Below are 17,535 nucleotides of genomic sequence, written 5' to 3'. Positions count from 1 at the left end.
CACCAGCGAGCCGCCCAATAACGCGCCAACGGATATAGCCAGGGCCGACACAGTGGGCAGCAGCGCGTTAAGGGCGGCGTACCAGAGCATGACCTGGATGTCGCTGAGCCCCTTGGCGCGGCCCATGACCAAGTAGTCGTCGCCGAGCAGGTTGATCATGTTGTTGCGCATGGTCACTGCGAACCCGCCGGTGAGCACGATGACCATGGTGAACATGGGCAGCGTGCCGTGATGGATCACGCTGGAGATATAGTCCCAGCCAAAAGCCGGATCGAGCATTGGATCCGCGGCATAGCCGTTCGGAAACCAGTGCAGGCTGTAGCCGAAGACAAACAGCATGGTCAGCGATATGACCACGGCGGGCACGGAACTGGAAAAGATCGACAGCAGCGACACCACCGAGTCAAACAGCGTCCCGCGGCGCCACGCGGCCATCACCCCGAGCAGGGTACCGAGCACGAAACTGACGATGGTGGCACTGCCGACCAGGCCCAGCGTCCACACCAGTGCACGTGCCAGCAGCTCAGTGACCGGTAGCGGGAAATACTTGATCGAACGGCCCAGGTCGCCGGTGAACACGCTTTGCAAATAGTGGACATATTGCTGGCCAATCGGAGCGTCGATGAAGCCGAAGGTCAGCTTGAGGGCGTTGAGGTTTTCCATCGACAGGTTTGAGCCAGCGCCGGAAAACATGATCTGGATCGGATCGCCGGGCATCAGGCGTGGCAGGAAGAAATTGATCGTCGCGGCGGCGATGAACGCCGCCAGATAAAACACCACGCGCCGGAGCAGAAAGGCCATTGGATACGTGTTCCTCCTAAGGTCGGCGTCCGGCGAAGCAGAGTGAGGGCGCTGTGACGCGCCCTCACGTGAGGTCAGTTCAGGTTACGGTGCAACTGGACGCAGCGCCAGCAACTGGATTAGGCGGCCTGGATTGGCGTTGGAAATCACCGGCGAGGTGATCGGATTGTCAGCGCTGGCCCAGCCGGTAAAGCGCTTGGTGCTGTACTGATAGAACGACGGGCTGTTGTAGACCGGGATCACCGGCATGGCCGCAGCCACCTTGAGCTGGATGGCATCCATGATCGACTTCTGCTCGGCCGGGTCCTTCACCTGGGTGTATTTGTTGAGCATGTCGATCACTTCAGGATCGGTCCAGCGCTGGGCCGAGAAGCGGCTCTTGCCGAAGTCAGCAGGATTGAACGAGCGAATATAGGGGAAATAGGGATTGGCGGCAGATGCAATGGCATTGAGCGACATCGAATATTTCGCATCAATCAGATCGGACGCCCAAACCGATTCCTCGGGCGTGCTCATCTTCACGTTGAGGCCGCCCTGCTTCAGGCTTTCGATCGCGATCTGGGTGGCGTCGATCCAGTCGGTCCAGCCATTGGGGATTTCGATATCGATTGCGATCGGCGTGCCATCGGGGTTATCGCGGAAACCGTCGCCATCCTTGTCGACATAGCCGGATTTCTCCAGCAGGGCCACGCCGGCATCGAGGTCGAACTTGCCGTATTGGCCGAACTGGGTGGCCACTTCCGGATTGCCGAAGGCCTTGTAGAACTCGCCCAGCATGGCGGGATCTTCGTTGATCACCGGATAGCCATAGCCGGCAATGTCGATGATGGTCTGCCGGTCGATCAGCATACTGACCGCACGCCGGAAGTTCACGTCGTTGAAGGCCTTCTTATTATTCGCGTCGGGACTTTCGAAGTTGAGCGTGAACGCGACAAGGCTCGACGGCAGGAACCAGTATTTGTTGTGCTCGGGATCCTTGGCCACGAAGGTATTGTCGATGTCCGGAATGAAGCTCGTCGCCCAATCGAGCGTACCATCGGCAAGCGCTGCCAGCACCTGTGGATTGTCGGCAAGCTGGGGCAGCCGGATGCAATCGACGTGCAGGCTCGCCGCGTCCCAGTAATTGGGATTACGGCATTGCTCATAGACCTGAGGGGTGAAACGGGTGATCTCGGTCAGCGGACCGGAACCGACCGGCGTCTCGTTGGCGAAGGTCACCGGATCGGCGATGTCCTTCCAAATGTGCTCCGGCACGATCGGCATGCCCACGATGGTGGTGGCGATCAGCGAATTGGGCTGCACCAGATTGAAGCGGACGGTCTTGTCATCCACCTTTTCGACCGATGCCATCAGGGGTGCCACCGAGGAGAAGTCGAGGGCCGGGAACTTCTTGAGGTAGCCGTAGGTGAACACCACGTCGTCCGCGGTGAGGGGTTCGCCATCGGACCATTTGAGCCCGTCGCGCAAGGTGAAGGTGATCGACTTGAGATCGTCCGCCAACTCGAAGTTTTCGGCCAGGCGGTATTCCCACTTGTTGCCGGCAAGGCGATTGAAGATCGCCAGCGGCTCATAGATGAAGTCCTTGGTCGTCGCGCGGGCAGAGGTCTGGTTGAACGGGTTGAAATTGCGAACCCAGGTCGTGGTCTGCTCGGAACTGACTGTCAGCACCGCTTGGGCGCTGGCAGGCGCTGCGGCCATCGCCAGAACCATGGCGGAGGCCGCCAGGATCACTTTATTCTTCAGCACTGCTGTTCTCCTCTGCATCCGAACACCGCTCAGGCGATGCCGCTCTCCTTGAAGATCTGCTCAACCTCGGCGTGTAGAGCGCCAATGTCCACCCGCTTGGCGCCGCGGATGGCCTGAGCGCGGGCAATCCGCGCCAGACTTTCCTGGCTGAGCGGGCGCGCTGCCCTGGCCGCAGCCTGGCTGGCCGCCAAATCACCCTGACTGTGCAGGGCAATGTCGTAGCCGGCATCGAGCGCGGCGGTGACGCGTTCGGCCCAAGTGCCCTTGAGGGCCTCCATGGTCAGGCAATCGGTAATGATCACCCCGTCATAGCCAATGTCCTTGCGGATCAACTCACAGACAAAAGGTGAAACCGATGCCGGGCGCTCCGGGTCGATTTGGGTAAAAATGAGATGGGCAACCATCGCCCAGGGCGTATCGCGTAGCGCGATGAAGGGACGGAAATCGGTGTCGCGCAAGTCCTCGCGACTGGCATCGACCACCGGACAGTCGAAATGCGGATCGACCGTGACACGCCCGTAGCCCGGAATATGCTTGATCACCGGCAGTTCGCCGGCCTCCAGCATGGCGTTGATGACTTCGCGGGCCATGGTGATGACGAGGTCCGGATCGTCTCCGAACGAGCGCTGACCGATCACCTCGTGAGTGCCCTTGCGGGCCAGGTCGACCACGGGCGTCGTGCCGCTGTCGATGGTCAATTCGGCCATCAGCGACGCCATGGCCTGCGTGGAGAGCCGCATGGCGCGCTTGCCCAGTTCCAAATCCTTGCGCGCCAGCGCACCGAATTCGCCCAAGCTGCGGAAGCTCGGCCATTTGCCATTATTCAGCCGCTGAACCCGGCCGCCTTCCTGGTCGATGAACACCGGCGCGTCATCACGTCCCACCGCCTCGCGGAACTGAGCGCACAGGCGCCGCACCTGCTCGGGATTGTCGAGATTGCGCCGGAATAGGAACAGCCCGAACGGATTGACCTCGCGGAAGAAGGCGATTTTGTCCGCCGATAGCTTCAGCCCCGGCATGCCGACGAACAATGCAAGCGGAGTAGAAGCAACCATTACGCGTCGGCCTCCGGCTTGGGCCGGACGCGCAGCAGTCCTTGATAGATATCTTCCTTGTCCGCTTCGATCGGCACCGCTCCCACAGCCTTAACGTAGAACTCCACCGGGCCGGCCGAACCGATGATTGCGTAGGCGTAGCCGTGCGCCTTCATCGCGGCCAACGTATGATAGAGCAACGCCAGGCCGATTTTGTTGCCGCGCTGGCTTTCGGCGACCCCGGTCGGCCCGAAAAAGCCGCGCGCCGTGGCATCGTAGCAGGCAAAGCCGACAAGCTGCTCATCGACCACCGCAATCAGACAACCCGGCGGCTGATGCGACATGGCCACCGTCACCTCGCTCACCCAGTACTCGCTGAAATGCTCCCGCACCCAGGACTGGACGAAATGCAGTTCCGGCGGGAGCGCAACGCGAATCGTTGCATCAACGTTCTCGACCCGCTCCGCCAGGGCGGTCATCCGTTGAGAATAGAGATTTACCAGGCAATCCATGGACAAAACGAACCAATTTGATTCCTGTCACTAGGAATACGCGACCCTATCCAAGGGGTCCACGCACATTCCGCCCTATCCCCGCCCCGAGCGTATAGACGTCGATTCACCGCGATGACGTCTAGTGTTGGCCTGACTGCGCGACGTGCACTTGAACATCTGCCTGTTCAAATGCGGCCGTATCGCCGGCATCTTCCTCAATGATCAGGTGGTCGATCCTCGACGCCTCCGCAATCTTGAACGGAGCCACGGTGCCCAACTTGTCCGAGGTCGCGGCGATAAGAAGCAGGCTGCTTTGCTCCACCATCATCCGCTTGATCTCTGCTTCGCCCGCATCGAGCGCCGTGACTCCAGCCACCGTATCGACACCGCATGCGCCCAGAATAAACATGTCCGCAAAAATTTTAGACGCCTCACGTATCGCCTGCGCCCCCAAGCAAGCGCCCTTCACGCGATCGTACACCCCGCCGAGAACGATTATGGTGCAGTTCGCGTGATCCGATAGCGCCGTGGCGATCGCTGGCGCGTTGGTAACCACCGTCAGCTTCGTGTCCCGCGAGAACGCACTGGCGATTGCAAGGTTGGTCGAGCCAGCGTCAATAAAGATCGTCTGTCCATCCTTGATGAGGCCCGCCGCTGCCCGCGCCAGGTTGGCTTTCCCGTCCTGCCGTGCGGACGTTCGCGCCGCCAGCGTTCCTAGATCGGGCGTGGGGAGCAGCGCTCCGCCGTAAACCCTGCGGCAGACACCGAGCTTGGCCAGTTCGCGCAAGTCCCGCCTTATGGTGTCTTCCGACACATTGAACTGCATGGCCAAGCCATTGGCCAAAACCTTGCCGTTGGCATTGAGCAGCTCGCGAATTCGATCAAGCCTCTCGTCGGTCAGCATGCCTGTAGAATTCCTGTTTGTGCGCGTTCTTGCTTGTTTGTGCGTATTCTGCAATAGCACGTATGGCAAGGAGAGGAAAGCATGACGGCCATAACCGCGACCGCAGGCAATGAGCGCGTTTCAACGCGCCTCATCTTCTCGCTTGGCGGCATCGTGCTGGGCGCATGGGCGCCGCTCGTCCCGCTGGCCAAGGCCAGGCTTGGTCTGGGGGACGGCGCTCTCGGACTGGTTCTCTTGAGTATGGGCGTTGGGTCAATTGTCGCCATGCCAATGACGGCCTTCCTGACCTCGCGCTTCGGCTGCCGGCAGGTGATCAGCATATCCGCTGCCGGTTTATGCCTGATCTTGCCGCTTTTGGCGTCAGTTGGATCGGTCTGGGTCATCGCCGCAACCTTAATGGTGTTCGGCATCGTGATGGGCTGCACCTCCGTGGCCATGAATTTGCAGGCGGTGCTGGTCGAGCGCAAGGAGGGCAGAGCGTTGATGTCCGGCTTTCATGCGATGTTTAGCCTAGGCGGAATCGCGGGTTCGGGCGCAATGGCCTTGCTTCTCGCGGGAGGCATAACGCCCCTTCTTGCAGCCTCGATTCTATCCCTGGGTATGGCCACCCTGCTCGTCCTCGCCCGGCCGGGACTGCTGCCATACAGCAATGACAGCAGCGCCAAGCCTACCGCTTTCATCATTCCGCGGGGCGTCGTCCTGGCAATCGGGTGCCTGAGCCTGCTCGCCATGCTGGCCGAAGGCGCGGTCCTCGATTGGGGCGCGCTGTTCATGATCGAAGTCCATAACGCGGAAGTGGGTCTCTCCGGTTTCGCCTACACGGCGTTCGCCATCACCATGACGCTGGGTCGCCTGCTCGGAGGCCGGTTCCGAACCGCATTCGGGGACCTCGTGATGCTTGTGCTCAGCGCATCGATTGCCGTGGCAGGATTCCTCGTAAGCCTGCTGCTGCCATCGGCCGTTGTTGCCTTGCTTGGCTTCATGCTGGTGGGCGCCGGCATTTCCAACATCGCCCCGATCCTCTTCACGCTGACCGGACGGACCAAGCGCATGCCTGCCAATCTGGCCGTCGCTTCGGTGCTGACCGTGGGCTATGTCGGCATCATCGCGGGGCCCGCAGCAATCGGTCTGATCGCCCATGCCACCAGCCTGCAGATGGCGTTCTGCCTGCTCTGCGGCGCCATGGTGATCATCGCTCTCTCCTCACGCTCCATTTTTCACCGCGTCTAGGCGCGCCTTGCCACCCCGATATCAAGCGAACCGAACATGTCTGCATCCAGCACCAGCCTAGCCGATCATCCTTCCTCCGGGCGCCGCGAACAATGGGCGACCCGTGCCGTTTTCCTCGTCGCGGGCCTGGCCATGGCGGCCTGGGCGCCGCTGGTGCCGTTCGCCAAGACGCGCGTGGGCGTCGAGGATGGTGCGCTCGGCCTGTTGCTGCTTTGCCTCGGACTGGGCTCGATCGTCGCAATGCCGATCACCGGCGTTCTGGCGAGCCGGTTCGGCTGTCGCGCAGTCATCGTCGCCAGCGGATTGGCCGTGGCGGTAGCGCTGCCCTTCCTGGCGATCGTCGACACCGTTCCGGGCCTCGCCATTGCCCTGGCATTTTTCGGCGCCAGCATCGGGACGGTAGACGTCGCCGTGAACATTCAAGCCGTGATGGTGGAGAAAGACAGCGGACGCAACATGATGTCCGGCTTCCATGGCCTGTTCAGCCTTGGCGGCATTGTCGGCGCTGGCGGCGTCAGCCTGCTACTTGGGGCGGGCGTGGCGCCTGTGACCGCAACGCTGGCGGTCAGCATCCTGATGGTGGCCTTGCTGATCGTCTCGTTCGCCGGCCTCCTGCCAATCGGCAATCGCGAAGTGGGCGAGACGCCACTGTTCGTCGTTCCCAAAGGCATAGTCATCTTCATCGGCTTGTTGTGCTTCCTCGTCTTTCTCGGCGAGGGTGCCATTCTCGACTGGAGCGCGCTCTTCCTGATCGGCACCCATATGGTCGACCCGGCGCAGGCGGGCTTCGGCTACACCATGTTTGCCATCGCCATGACAGCAGGACGCCTCGCCGGCGATAGCATCGTCAAGTCGCTTGGCGGCATGGCCGTGGTCGTCGGCGGTGGCCTGTTGGCCGCTCTTGGCTTCCTCCTGGCGATATTCGCACCCCTCCCGCAACTGGCTTTCGCAGGCTTCCTGCTGGTCGGCATCGGCGCTTCCAATATTGTGCCAGTGCTCTTCACCGCAACCGGCCGCCAGACACGCATGCCAGCGAGCCTGGCCATCGCGGCGGTCACAACGCTCGGGTATGCGGGCATTCTGGTTGGCCCCGCGGCCATTGGCTTCATCGCCCAGCACTGGAGCCTCAGCGCGGGCTTCATGCTGGTTGCAGCCAGCTTGATTTTTGTGGCAGTGAGCTGGCCGCTCGCCGCGCGGCACTGACCATTCGGGGGGAGAATCGATATGGCAAACACGGACGTTATGGGCAGGCCACCATCGGCGCTCAAACAGGTTCTCGGCTCTCAGCTCTATCTGGGCGCCACGATTGCGATGCTGCTGTCAGGGATCGGCGTGTCGGCCGCGGCGCCGCAGATCGTGCTCTATCTGGCGCGAGAATTCGGCACCCCACTGCCAATCGGTGGCCTGTTTTATCTCACCAGCCTGGCAGCACCGGTCGCTGGCTATCTGATTGGGAGCTACTCGGACCGCACCGGCAAGCGCCTCGGCCTGTTCCGGCTTTGCGCCATCGCGGGTTTCCTTGGCTGGGCCGGCATCGCCGTCGCCTGGCAGGCATGGATGCCATTCGCGATCAGCGCTCTGGTGCTCGGTTTCTCTGGAGCCGCAGCATCGCAACTCTTTGCGGCCATCCATGACGACCTGACGCGAAAGCCGACGCCCGCCGCCGAGGACATCGTCGCCATCATCCGCATGGCCCTCACCGCGGGATGGGTCATAGGCCCGGTTATCGGCGCTTGGCTCGCTGCCGAAGCCGGCATCCGCGTCATGTTCTGGGGCACCGCGCTCTGCTTTCTGGCGCAAATCATCCCGCTCGGAACGCTCAACACCGAGGCGGCGCCAGCGCAGCGGGCGGCAAACTCGGCATCCGTCAGCACCATGCCTTCGCAATGGTCTGCCATGACGCCGCTGCTCGTCTTCACCGGGCTCTACATCCTCGTCTATGCCGGAGAGGCCATCAAATACGGCTTCCTGTTGCTCTACATGGAGGAACAACTGCACCTCGGGCCCGAGCTGCGCGGCGCGGTCATTGGCATTCAGCCGTTGATCGAGCTGATCATCATGCCATTCAGCGTCATCGTCGCACGACGCACGGGTCCGCTCTGGTTGATGGCGTTCGCCGCTGGTCTGGCCGTGTTGGCGAACCTCTGCTTTGCCCTGTGGCCCAGCGCCGTCGGCATGTTTGCCGGGCAAATCCTGATGGGCGGCGTCTGGGGCGTTTTCGCGGCATTGGGCATCATCGTGGCGCAGCGACTACTGCCCAGCGCCGTCGCCACTGCCTCGGCGATTTTCATGAGCTCGACGGCCCTCAGTTCCGCTCTCGGTGGCGTTACGGGCGGAGTGGGCATCGCGGCGGTCGGGTTGCCAGTGGTGTTCCTGTTCCCGGCCGCCTATGCCGCTTTGGCGACGATCGGGCTCACCATCATGGCCCGCCGGGCGACGAGATGACGCGCAAAGGATACCGATGCTTTCCGAAGCGTTTACGCCTCGCATGGCATGTTAGTCGCCATGAAGATGGCCGAGACATTGGCGCTGCGCAACGAGCGGGCGCTGCTGCGTTTCAACAAGGCGCTGTCGGAGGTATTTCCGGCGGCCGTTCTGACGCACGCAAAGGCCAGACGCTGGACCCCGCCGACCCCACGGCTCGCCGTCGACAGCTACTGGCGGACGCATCCCCTGCGCGCCGACCGGCTGGCGCGGGCCCTTGCGGCCAAGAGCGGAACACCCGAAGGCTGGACCTGGCGGCTTAGGTCGGCCGATGAACCCGATCTCGCCCCCAGTTTTCGCATGCCACCGGCGCCATATCGCCAGCAGGCCTTTTCGCGCGGGGCCCGGCCATTGCGTGGTCTGCGGCCAGCCCGTCTACCGACTTGGCTGGCACGTCGACCTTTGGGACAAGGGTCCCAACAAGAACGCCGTCTGGCACACCGCCTGCGTTACCGCCTGGCAAATGTGGACTGCGCCCAGCAACCACGCCAAACTGCTGCGCAAACTGCAAACCCGGCGCTGTGCGACAAGTGGCGCAAGGCTCCTTCGAACGTCCGAAGTCGACCACCGCACGCCCCTGTTCCGGGTGTGGCATGAACATCGCCAGGCCGAATGGCCAACGCTGCTGAATTATTGGGGCCTGCCCAACCTGCAAGTAATCAACCGCGACGCGCATGCGGAAAAGTCTGCCGCCGAAGCGACGACCCGGCGGCGTAGCAAAGTCGTGGCCGGCGGTGAAGGTTTAGCGACGTTGGATATCGAACTGGCAAGGAAGACAAGTTTTGAGGATTTCTTCTCCCGGGCGCCCAAAATGAATCCCTCGCGGTCCCTGACCAAGGGAGTCGTTTGCGGCGTGCGGGTGGAAGAGATCCAGGACCCTACCATGCGGGAAATCCGCTATCTCGACAAACTGGTCGACGAACTCGCCAAAGGGAAGGCGATGGAGAAAATCCTGCGGAAGGCCTGACACGCTCCTTCGGGTGTGCTTTGTAGCGCACACGTGATTGGATGGGCGATCATGAGCACGACAACGATCACAGTGGCCGCAGAGGCGACACCGGACGAGCTGGGGGCGATTGGCGATGGTTTGACGGCGTTCAACAACGCCGATGTCGGCCGGTCCGGGCGGCTAGCTGTAATCGTGCTGGTGCGGGACGAGGCCAACGCCATCGTCGGCGGCATTTCGGGATATACCGCCTGGGGCTGGCTCTATGTGCAATGGTTGTGGATCGCCGAGGCGCAGCGCGGGCGGGGCATGGCCGGGCAAATGCTCGAGGCGGCCGAGGCCGAAGCGCGGCTGCGGGGTTGTCACGGCGCCTATATCGATACGTTCAACCCGGTGGCGCTGAAAGTGTATCGGCGGCAGGGCTACGTGCCGTTTGGCGAATTGGCGAACTTTCCCATTGGACGCACGCGCACCTTCCTGCAGAAAGCGCTTTAGCCGGCGATGCGGCCGCCCTGCAGGGGGCGAGGGGCGCCGGTGGTCGATGGAAAACTGATCGGCAAGCCGCGAATAACGCGGGCCGCCAGAAACGCAAAGCATTCCGCCTCGATCGCATCCCCGCGCCAGCCGACAGCCTCGGCGGGAACGACTTCGACATCTGCGCGAACCGACAGCATGGCCATGATCGCCGGATTATGCCGCCCGCCACCGCAGACCACCAGCTTGCTAGGCCGTTGCGGCAGGAGATCGAGCGCCTTGCCGACTGCGCTGGTGGTGAACGCGGTCAGTGTCGCCGCGCCATCGGCGGGCCCGAGGCCATCAGCCATGGTGGACAGGAAATCGAAGCGGTCGAGCGACTTCGGATAAGGCGCAGAGAGATAGGGATGCCTTAGCAATTCCTTGAGCCGCGGCTCGTCGACCTCGCCACGCAGTGCGAGTTCACCATTGCGGTCCATTTCTCCCAGGCCGAGATCCTTAATGAAATCGTTGATCGGCGCGTTGGCCGGGCCGGCATCGAAGGCGATCAGCGTATCGGCGCCATCCCACCAGGTGACGTTGGCGACGCCGCCCAGGTTGAGCACGGCGGTGTCGCCCTTGGCCCCAAGGCCGCGCAACAGGGCCTGGTGATAGATCGCGGCCAAGGGCGCGCCTTGTCCGCCGGCTTGGACATCGGCGGTGCGGAAATCATAGGCGACCTTGACGCCGAGCAGCTTGTGCATGAGCTCGCCGTTGCCCAACTGGCGGGTGGCCCCGATCCGCCCCGGCTGCGGCGCGCGATGCAGCACCGATTGGCCATGAAAACCGACCACGCCGATATCGGCCATGGTCATGCCATTGGCCTCGACCAGTTGGCGCACGGCGGCGGATTGCGCGCGGGTCAGCGCCTCCTCGGCCTCGGCGAAGATGGCGGGATCGGCTCCCTCGAAGTTCCATTTGCGCGCCTGGGCCAGGGTTTCATCCAGCAGACGGCGGATCGATTGGGAATACGGCGCCAGCGTGTAGGGGCCGAAGCTCTCCACACGCTCACCGTCTGTCTTGATCATGGCGACATCGATATTGCCGTCGAGCACGGTACCGGTCATCAGGCCGACGGTCCAGATCGTGTCCATAGTCATTGCTCCGCGTTGATGAGATCGCCGGTGGCACGGCGCAAAGCGACGATGCCGCTATCGAAATGACGGGTGGGATGGACGCGGTTGGTCAGCAGCGTCCAGGCGCGGCCTTTGGCGAAATCGATCCATAGGCCGGTGCCGGTGAAGCCGGTATGGCCGATGGTTTCAGGCGAGCAGGTTTCGCCGCCCGACCAGCCGTCATAAGCGCGCTCCCAGCCATGGGTGCGGCGGCCGGCGATGGTGGTGCGGATGAGAGGGGAGGCCTGCCCGTTCAAAAGGGTCTGGGCGAAATCGAGCACTGAGGCGGCGTTGCCGAACAGGCCGGCATGGCCGGAGCCCTGCAACGCGTAACAGTTTTCGTCATGCACCTCGCCGACCACGACGCGATTGCGCCAGGGGTCGAACTCGGTGGCGGCCGCCTGGGCCGGCTCGGCAGACCAGGCGAAGCCGGGACCGGGGTCCATCTGGCGAATAGACTTTCCTTCCAGTCGCTCCAGCGCGATGCCGAGCAAGATGAAATTGATGTCGGAATAGACAGGCGGACCCGAAGGCCATTCATGCTGCAACACGAAGGCGCGGAGCCGATCGGGATCGCCGCCGTAAGTGTAGATCGGAACCACGCCGGGAAATGGCGTGTCATGGCCAAGGCATTGGCGGAAGGTGATTTTGCGCTCCCAGGCATTGGGATCGTACTGCCGGAAATCGGGGATGACCGAGATCAGCGGTGCGTCCAGATCGATGCGACCGGCCTCGGCATGTGCCAGGATGCGCTGAGTGGTGAAGATGACCTTGGTGAGCGAGGCGAGATCGAACCAGGTGCCGTCTGTCATCGGGCGCGGCGACGGCACGAGTTGAGCCGAACCGATGACGCGGGTGGCACGCGCGCCGCCAGCATCGATGACGCCGAGGATGCCGCCGGGAATGCGCTTGGCTTCGACCGCCGCCTGCAATGGCGCGAAGGCGCGGTCGATCATGGCTTGGACGGACGTCATATGGTCTCCAGACGAACACGATGATCAGGGCCCGCGTCGCGCCATTGCGCGGTCGGCGGCTCATAGCCATTCGGCCGTACTAGCGACGGCACCTGCGTGCCATCGACCATGAAGACCTGCTTGCGGCGCTCGATAGCCGGCACTGCGGCGATCAGGCGCTTGGTGTAGCTGTGCTGAGGATCAGACAGCACCGAGGCGGCGGCGCCGATCTCGACAAGCTGGCCGGCATACATGACGGCGATGCGGTGGGCGATGCGCTCGACCACGGCCATATCGTGGGAAATGAACAGGTAGGCGAGGCCGAATTCGCGTTGCAGATCGATCAGCAGATCGAGCACGCGGGCCTGCACCGAAACGTCGAGGGCCGAGACAGCCTCGTCGAGCACGACGACTTCGGGATTGAGCATCAGTGCGCGGGCGATACACAGGCGCTGGCGCTGGCCGCCGGAGAACTGGTGCGGGTAACGCGTCAGCGCATCCTCGGGCAGGCCGACGCGCGTGAGCAGGAACGTCATGCGTTCGCGCAGTTTGGCGTCCCGCCGCTCGCCGGCGGCGATGGCGGGTTCGGCGAGGAGGCCTTCGACGTTGAGGCGCGGATTGAGCGAGGCGAAGGGGTCCTGGAACACCATTTGTACGGGGCGCGGACTGCGGCCGGAGGCCTTGTCGATGCGGCCGCGCGTGGTGCCGACAAGGCCGAGAATGGCGCGGGCGGTGGTGGATTTGCCCGAGCCGCTTTCGCCAACGATGGCAAGGGTTTCGCCGGGAACGAGATCGAAGCTGACGCCATCGACGGCATGCACTGCACCGGCGGAGCGCGCAAACACGCCCCTGGCAGCGGGAAAGCGGACGACGAGATTGTCCACGGTGACGACGGGCGTGGCGCCGGCAACGCGGCTGCCATCGCTGCGGACGGCGCGGCCGCCATTGAAGTGGGGGACGGCCTTTAGCAGGTGGCGCGTATAGTCGTGTTGAGGATTATCGAGCACGGCGTCTAAAGCGCCCTGCTCCACCGCGACGCCATTCTGCATCACCATGATCTGGTCGGCGATGCCGGCGACAAGGCCGATATCGTGGGTGATGAAGATCATCGACATACCGAGCTCGCTTCGCAGTTCGGCCAGGAGCGCCATGATCTGGGCCTGGACTGTAACGTCCAACGCCGTGGTGGGCTCATCGGCGATCAGGAGGCGCGGATTGCTGGCAATGACCATGGCGATCATGACGCGCTGGCGCATGCCACCCGAAAGCTGGTGCGGGTAATATTTGAGCCGTTGAGCGGCATCTGGAATGCGGACGCGTTCCAATGCCTCCTTGGCCGCATGGGTCGCGGCGGCGCCGTTGAGGCCGCGATTGAGGCGGAAGGCTTCCTCGATCTGCGCACCCACGGTGTGGACGGGATTGAGCGAGGTCATCGGCTCCTGGAAGATCATGCCGATATCGCTGCCGCGCACGCGGACCAGCGCCGACTCGTCGGCTTTGGTCACATCGAGAATCGAGCCGTCGCTGCGTTGCAGGGCGATACTGCCCCCGGTGATCCGACCGCCGCCGAAGTCCACCAGCCGGTTGATCGACAGCGCCGTCACCGATTTGCCGGAGCCGCTTTCGCCGACAATGGCCAGCGTTTCCCCAGCCGCCAGATCGAAACTGACGCCCTTGACGACCTCATTGGCCTTGGGGTCCCGACCAAAGCCGACGCTCAGGTCCCTGATCGACAGAAGGGGCGTCATGCCGGCCGCTCCTGCGTACGGGGATCGAGAATATCGCGCAGCGCGTCGCCGAACAGGTTGAAGCCAAGGATGGCGAGCATGATGGTGAGGCCGGGAAACACCATCAGCCACGGTGCGCGCGTCATCATCGACTTGCTCTCGGCAAGCATCACACCCAGCGACGGCGCTGGCGGCTGCGTGCCGAGGCCCAGGAAGCTGAGGCCGGCTTCGGTCAGCAGCGCCCAGGCCAGCGCCAGCGTGATCTGCACGGTCAGCGGCGCGACCAGGTTGAGCAGCAGGTGGCGGGTGAGAATATAGGGCTGCGAACTGCCGAAGGTGCGCGCGGCCTCGACGAATTCACGCGCCTTGAGGGCCAGCGCCGGCGCCCGCACGACGCGGGCAAAGATGGGCGTGTAGACGATGCCGATTGCCGTGATGCTGGTCGCGACACCGGGACCTTCGATCGCCACGATCAGCAATGCGAGCAGGATCGCTGGAAAGGCCAGCAGCACGTCCATGATGCGCATCAATATGCCATCCCACAGGTGCCCCCACCAGGCGGCGAACAGCCCGATGACGGTGCCGGCCGCGGCAGCGGCCGCGACGGACGCGAATGCGACAAGGAAGGATTCCCCGATGCCGAGCATCAGGCGGCTGAAGGTATCGCGCCCCAAAAGGTCCGTGCCGAACCAGTAGGTGCCGCTCGGCGGCTTGAGGCGATCGATCACATATTGCTTCAACGGGTCGTGCGGCGTCAGGCCGATGGCTCCCAGCGCCGCCACGACGAGAAAGAGTAGGATGATCGCCGCGCCGATGCGGCCGCTGGGATGCCGCAGCACCGCGTTGAACAAACGCATCACTTGCCTCCCAGCCGGATGCGCGGATCGAGCGCCGCATAGGCGAGATCGACCAGGAGATTAACGACGAGAAAATTGAAGGCAATGAACAGCACGGCGCCCTGCACCAGCGCATAATCGCGCTGCGAGATGGCATCTAGCGTCAGCCGGCCGAGCCCCGGAAGCGCATAAATCTGCTCGACGATCACCGCACCACCCAGCAGGTAGCCAAACTCGACGCCGCTGAGCGTCACCACCGGGATCAGCGCGTTGGGCAGTGCGTGCCGCCAGACGACATCGCGCTGCGACGCGCCCTTGCTGCGCGCCGTACGGACATAATCCTCGCTCAGCACGTCGAGCATTGACGAGCGCGCGATGCGCGTCACCGCCGCCGCGAAGGCGAGGCCCAAGGTCATCGACGGCAGGATCATCTGCGCCAGGTTGCCTAGCGGATCGACGAAGAGCGGCGTGAACGAGCCCATCGCGGGCAAGATGTGGAAGTTTACCGACAGCAGATAGATGAGAACGAGCCCGACAACAAAGCTTGGCGTCGACTGGCCGAGCATCGCGAAGAGCCGCACGACTAGATCGGATGGGCGGTCGGCACGCGTCGCGGCGAATACGCCGGCCGGCACGCCCACCGCCAGCGCAATCACCATCGAGAGCAGTGCCAGCTCGATGGTCAGCGGAAAGCGGGCGATGATCACCTCGAGCACCGGCTTGCCATAGGTCGTCGAGATCCCGAGATTGCCCTGGAACAGGCCGGTCAGCCAGCGGCCATATTGTATGACGACCGGCTGATCGAGGCCAAAATACGCGGCGAGCGAGGCGCGCTGCGCATCCGTCAGCAGCCCCGCTTCGGTGCCCAGCATCGCGATGATCGCGTCGCCGGGCACGAGGCGGATGGCGAAGAACACCAGCAGCGACACGCCCAGCAGGACCAGCGGAAACGTCAGCAGCCGTTGCACGAGATAGTTCATATTGGGCGCACTTACCGGTCGTGAGGCGGGCTTGGCGCCCGCCTCGGAGACGCTTACTCGCCTACAGTCACCTTGCTCAGCGAGAAGAGCAATCCGCTCGGATTGATCTCATAACCTTTCACGGTGCCCAGGTTGGCGGTGTAGGTCACCGTGCTGCTGATCCAGATCCAGGGGGCCTCTTCGGCGAGGCGTGCCTCGAACTGCTGGAAGATCGGCTTGCGCTTGGCGATGTCGGTTTCCACACGGCCCTCCTGTAGCAGCTTGTCGAGCTCGGGATCGACAAAGTTCGACACCTTGATCAGGTTGCCGTCCTTGGTGAAGTACCGATTGTACATCGGATAGGGGTCCGGGCGGCCGCCATTCTGCGCCACCGCCATGTCGAAATCGCCCTTGAGCCAGGTATCCACATAGACCTTGAGGTCCATGGTCTGGATGGTGAGCTTGACGCCGATCGCGGCAAGCTGGCTCTGCAGTACCTGCGCTTCGTTGGCGGCATAGGGTGGCTCGCCGGTTGCGGCGATCACATTGACGGAGAACCCGTCAGCAAGGCCCGCTTCGGCCATCAGCGCCTTAGCTTTCTCGACGTCCTGTTTATAGCAGAACAGGCTCGCCGGATCGGATGCAAAGGCTGCCATGGTCAGCGGACCCGTGACCTTGCCTTCACCCACCAGCGCGGTATCGATGATTTCCTGCCGGTTGACGGCGCAGGAGATGGCCTGCCGCACCTTCACATTGTCCATTGGCGGTCGCGCGGGATTAAGCTGCAGCACGTTGTAGGCGAGGCCCGGGATACGGTTGAGCGTCATGTTGGGCTCACCCGGGATCAGCGTCGCGATGGTCGGATCGTTGAACAGCGCGAAGTCGATCTGGTTGGCGCGCATCGAGTCGATGATGGAACTTTCGCTCGGCAGCACCGAAATGATGATGCCATCGACGCCGACCTTGCCGCCGGCCCAGTTCGGGTTGGCGCTCAGCACTTCCTTGACGTTCGGGTCCCACTCGTCGAGCTTGAACGGGCCCGAACCGACGGCCTTGGTGCCGATGGTGCCATCGGCAATCGCACTGGCGGGTACGATCGAGGCATTGGTGCCCGACATCGCGATCAGGATCGGCGCGTCGGGCTGGCTCAGGTTGAACACCACGGTCTGCGGGTCGGGCGTGTCGATGGTTTTGATCGAGAGGAAATTAGCGCGCGCCGCGGCGGCGGTGGCCTCGTCAAGCAGGCGTTCGAAGGAGGCCTTCACGTCAGCGGAGGTCACCGCATCGCCGGTCGAGAACTTTGCGTTCGGATCGAGCTTGAAGGTGAGCGTCAACCCGTCGCTGGAGAATTCCCAACTCTTGGCGATAGCCGGCCCGACATTGTACTCCGCATCGAGCCGGACCAGCGGCTCATAGATCAGCTCAAGCAGCCGCAGCGACGAGAATGCCGTCTGGGTATGCGGATCAAGGCCCGTGGCGTCCTGCGCCCAGGCCATGCGTAGCGTCGCTGCCTGCGCCGGCAGTGCCAAAGTGGCCGTACCGAGCAGCGTCGCCATGGCGAGGCTGGTGAAAAGCGTTTTGCCGAAATTCAAATGCATGAAAGTCTCCCGCTCCGAGGTTTTTTGAGCCGCACCATTCCGCACCCCAACGGAAAAGGCGTTGCCGGAGGTGAGCTTACGACTGCTTTCGCGCTAACGGCAATCGCCATAATCGTTCGCCGGACGCGGAGGACGATTCCGTGATCGATTTGTAGATCGAGCAATGAAAGCAGGGTTGCATCCTTTACGCCGGCC

At 63.1% G+C, this 17,535-nt stretch carries 15 protein-coding genes and 2 pseudogenes; 6 read left to right on the top strand and 11 right to left on the bottom strand.

Annotated elements, in window-relative coordinates; translation table 11 throughout:
- The 5 genes from JWP26_RS07865 to JWP26_RS07845 all read right to left on the bottom strand — a co-directional run.
- The coding region (locus tag JWP26_RS07865) for an ABC transporter permease (RefSeq protein ID WP_299725416.1) at positions 1 to 801 on the bottom strand (801 nt) is incomplete at its 3' end.
- A gap of 84 nt (positions 802 to 885) precedes the next feature.
- On the bottom strand, positions 886 to 2,511 hold the full coding sequence (locus JWP26_RS07860) for an ABC transporter substrate-binding protein (RefSeq protein ID WP_299725430.1): 1,626 nt from the start codon (positions 2,509 to 2,511) through the stop codon (positions 886 to 888).
- A gap of 65 nt (positions 2,512 to 2,576) precedes the next feature.
- Positions 2,577 to 3,602 carry a beta-N-acetylhexosaminidase gene (gene nagZ / locus JWP26_RS07855; RefSeq protein WP_299725413.1) on the bottom strand — a complete coding sequence of 342 codons (1,026 nt, stop codon included), beginning with the start codon at positions 3,600 to 3,602 and terminating at the stop codon, positions 2,577 to 2,579.
- Positions 3,602 to 4,093, bottom strand: a complete 492-nt coding sequence (locus tag JWP26_RS07850; RefSeq protein WP_299725411.1) for a GNAT family N-acetyltransferase — start codon at positions 4,091 to 4,093, stop codon at positions 3,602 to 3,604. Before JWP26_RS07850 ends, nagZ begins: the two co-directional genes overlap by 1 nt.
- A 121-nt stretch (positions 4,094 to 4,214) precedes the next feature.
- Positions 4,215 to 4,979, bottom strand: a complete 765-nt coding sequence (locus JWP26_RS07845; protein ID WP_299725408.1) for a DeoR/GlpR family DNA-binding transcription regulator — start codon at positions 4,977 to 4,979, stop codon at positions 4,215 to 4,217.
- Positions 4,980 to 5,132: 153 nt separating this feature from the next.
- On the opposite strand from JWP26_RS07845, the gene JWP26_RS07840 reads away from it, so the two are divergent.
- The 6 genes and pseudogenes from JWP26_RS07840 to JWP26_RS07815 all read left to right on the top strand — a co-directional run bounded on the left by JWP26_RS07840 (position 5,133) and on the right by JWP26_RS07815 (position 10,134).
- Positions 5,133 to 6,209, top strand: a complete 1,077-nt coding sequence (locus JWP26_RS07840) for an MFS transporter (protein WP_299725405.1) — start codon at positions 5,133 to 5,135, stop codon at positions 6,207 to 6,209.
- A 36-nt stretch (positions 6,210 to 6,245) separates the two neighbouring features.
- Positions 6,246 to 7,412 (top strand): MFS transporter, encoded by a 1,167-nt coding sequence (locus JWP26_RS07835; RefSeq protein WP_299725402.1) that lies wholly within the window; start codon positions 6,246 to 6,248, stop codon positions 7,410 to 7,412.
- Positions 7,413 to 7,433: 21 nt separating this feature from the next.
- Entirely contained in the window at positions 7,434 to 8,654 is a 1,221-nt protein-coding gene (locus tag JWP26_RS07830) for an MFS transporter (RefSeq protein ID WP_299725400.1), read from the top strand.
- Between the two features lie 66 nt (positions 8,655 to 8,720).
- A pseudogene (locus JWP26_RS07825) lies at positions 8,721 to 9,393 on the top strand (hypothetical protein); the annotation flags it as partial.
- A 48-nt stretch (positions 9,394 to 9,441) separates the two neighbouring features.
- A pseudogene (locus tag JWP26_RS07820) lies at positions 9,442 to 9,660 on the top strand (DUF2200 family protein); the annotation flags it as partial.
- A 51-nt stretch (positions 9,661 to 9,711) separates the two neighbouring features.
- The gene (locus JWP26_RS07815) at positions 9,712 to 10,134 is read left to right on the top strand and encodes an N-acetyltransferase (RefSeq protein ID WP_299725398.1); all 423 of its coding nucleotides are present in this window, start codon (positions 9,712 to 9,714) and stop codon (positions 10,132 to 10,134) included.
- Here the strand turns inward: JWP26_RS07815 and JWP26_RS07810 are convergent.
- Genes JWP26_RS07810 through JWP26_RS07785 form a run of 6 tightly spaced genes read right to left on the bottom strand, consistent with a single transcriptional unit; the run spans position 10,131 to position 17,340 of the window.
- The gene (locus JWP26_RS07810; RefSeq protein ID WP_299725395.1) at positions 10,131 to 11,246 is read right to left on the bottom strand and encodes an anhydro-N-acetylmuramic acid kinase; all 1,116 of its coding nucleotides are present in this window, start codon (positions 11,244 to 11,246) and stop codon (positions 10,131 to 10,133) included. The genes JWP26_RS07815 and JWP26_RS07810 overlap by 4 nt on opposite strands.
- A 2-nt stretch (positions 11,247 to 11,248) precedes the next feature.
- Positions 11,249 to 12,241: a serine hydrolase gene (locus JWP26_RS07805; protein ID WP_299725392.1), complete on the bottom strand. Its 993-nt coding sequence runs from the start codon at positions 12,239 to 12,241 to the stop codon at positions 11,249 to 11,251.
- Positions 12,238 to 13,968 (bottom strand): ABC transporter ATP-binding protein, encoded by a 1,731-nt coding sequence (locus JWP26_RS07800; protein ID WP_299725389.1) that lies wholly within the window; start codon positions 13,966 to 13,968, stop codon positions 12,238 to 12,240. The genes JWP26_RS07805 and JWP26_RS07800 overlap by 4 nt, the downstream gene beginning before the upstream one ends.
- The gene (locus tag JWP26_RS07795; protein WP_299725386.1) at positions 13,965 to 14,804 is read right to left on the bottom strand and encodes an ABC transporter permease; all 840 of its coding nucleotides are present in this window, start codon (positions 14,802 to 14,804) and stop codon (positions 13,965 to 13,967) included. Before JWP26_RS07795 ends, JWP26_RS07800 begins: the two co-directional genes overlap by 4 nt.
- On the bottom strand, positions 14,804 to 15,763 hold the full coding sequence (locus JWP26_RS07790; RefSeq protein ID WP_299725383.1) for an ABC transporter permease: 960 nt from the start codon (positions 15,761 to 15,763) through the stop codon (positions 14,804 to 14,806). Before JWP26_RS07790 ends, JWP26_RS07795 begins: the two co-directional genes overlap by 1 nt.
- A gap of 53 nt (positions 15,764 to 15,816) precedes the next feature.
- The gene (locus tag JWP26_RS07785; protein ID WP_299725380.1) at positions 15,817 to 17,340 is read right to left on the bottom strand and encodes an ABC transporter substrate-binding protein; all 1,524 of its coding nucleotides are present in this window, start codon (positions 17,338 to 17,340) and stop codon (positions 15,817 to 15,819) included.
- Positions 17,341 to 17,535: the final 195 nt, after the last annotated feature.

The organism is Devosia sp. (genome assembly GCF_028290435.1).
Lineage (GTDB): Bacteria > Pseudomonadota > Alphaproteobacteria > Rhizobiales > Devosiaceae > Devosia.
The sequence above is the reverse complement of the archived record's forward strand: the minus strand, read 5'-3'. Positions and strand labels throughout refer to the sequence as shown.

Bases quoted from the DNA above. Each gene is read 5' to 3' on its own strand.
- JWP26_RS07850 (WP_299725411.1), bottom strand. From the start codon at position 4,093: ATGGATTGCCTGGTAAATCTCTATTCTCAACGGATGACCGCCCTGGCG.
- JWP26_RS07805 (WP_299725392.1), bottom strand. From the start codon at position 12,241: ATGACGTCCGTCCAAGCCATGATCGACCGCGCCTTCGCGCCATTGCAG.
- JWP26_RS07830 (WP_299725400.1), top strand. From the start codon at position 7,434: ATGGCAAACACGGACGTTATGGGCAGGCCACCATCGGCGCTCAAACAG.
- nagZ (WP_299725413.1), bottom strand. From the start codon at position 3,602: ATGGTTGCTTCTACTCCGCTTGCATTGTTCGTCGGCATGCCGGGGCTG.
- JWP26_RS07845 (WP_299725408.1), bottom strand. From the start codon at position 4,979: ATGCTGACCGACGAGAGGCTTGATCGAATTCGCGAGCTGCTCAATGCC.
- JWP26_RS07795 (WP_299725386.1), bottom strand. From the start codon at position 14,804: ATGCGTTTGTTCAACGCGGTGCTGCGGCATCCCAGCGGCCGCATCGGC.
- JWP26_RS07860 (WP_299725430.1), bottom strand. From the start codon at position 2,511: ATGGTTCTGGCGATGGCCGCAGCGCCTGCCAGCGCCCAAGCGGTGCTG.
- JWP26_RS07810 (WP_299725395.1), bottom strand. From the start codon at position 11,246: ATGGACACGATCTGGACCGTCGGCCTGATGACCGGTACCGTGCTCGAC.
- JWP26_RS07790 (WP_299725383.1), bottom strand. From the start codon at position 15,763: ATGAACTATCTCGTGCAACGGCTGCTGACGTTTCCGCTGGTCCTGCTG.
- JWP26_RS07785 (WP_299725380.1), bottom strand. From the start codon at position 17,340: ATGCATTTGAATTTCGGCAAAACGCTTTTCACCAGCCTCGCCATGGCG.
- JWP26_RS07835 (WP_299725402.1), top strand. From the start codon at position 6,246: ATGTCTGCATCCAGCACCAGCCTAGCCGATCATCCTTCCTCCGGGCGC.
- JWP26_RS07815 (WP_299725398.1), top strand. From the start codon at position 9,712: ATGAGCACGACAACGATCACAGTGGCCGCAGAGGCGACACCGGACGAG.
- JWP26_RS07800 (WP_299725389.1), bottom strand. From the start codon at position 13,968: ATGACGCCCCTTCTGTCGATCAGGGACCTGAGCGTCGGCTTTGGTCGG.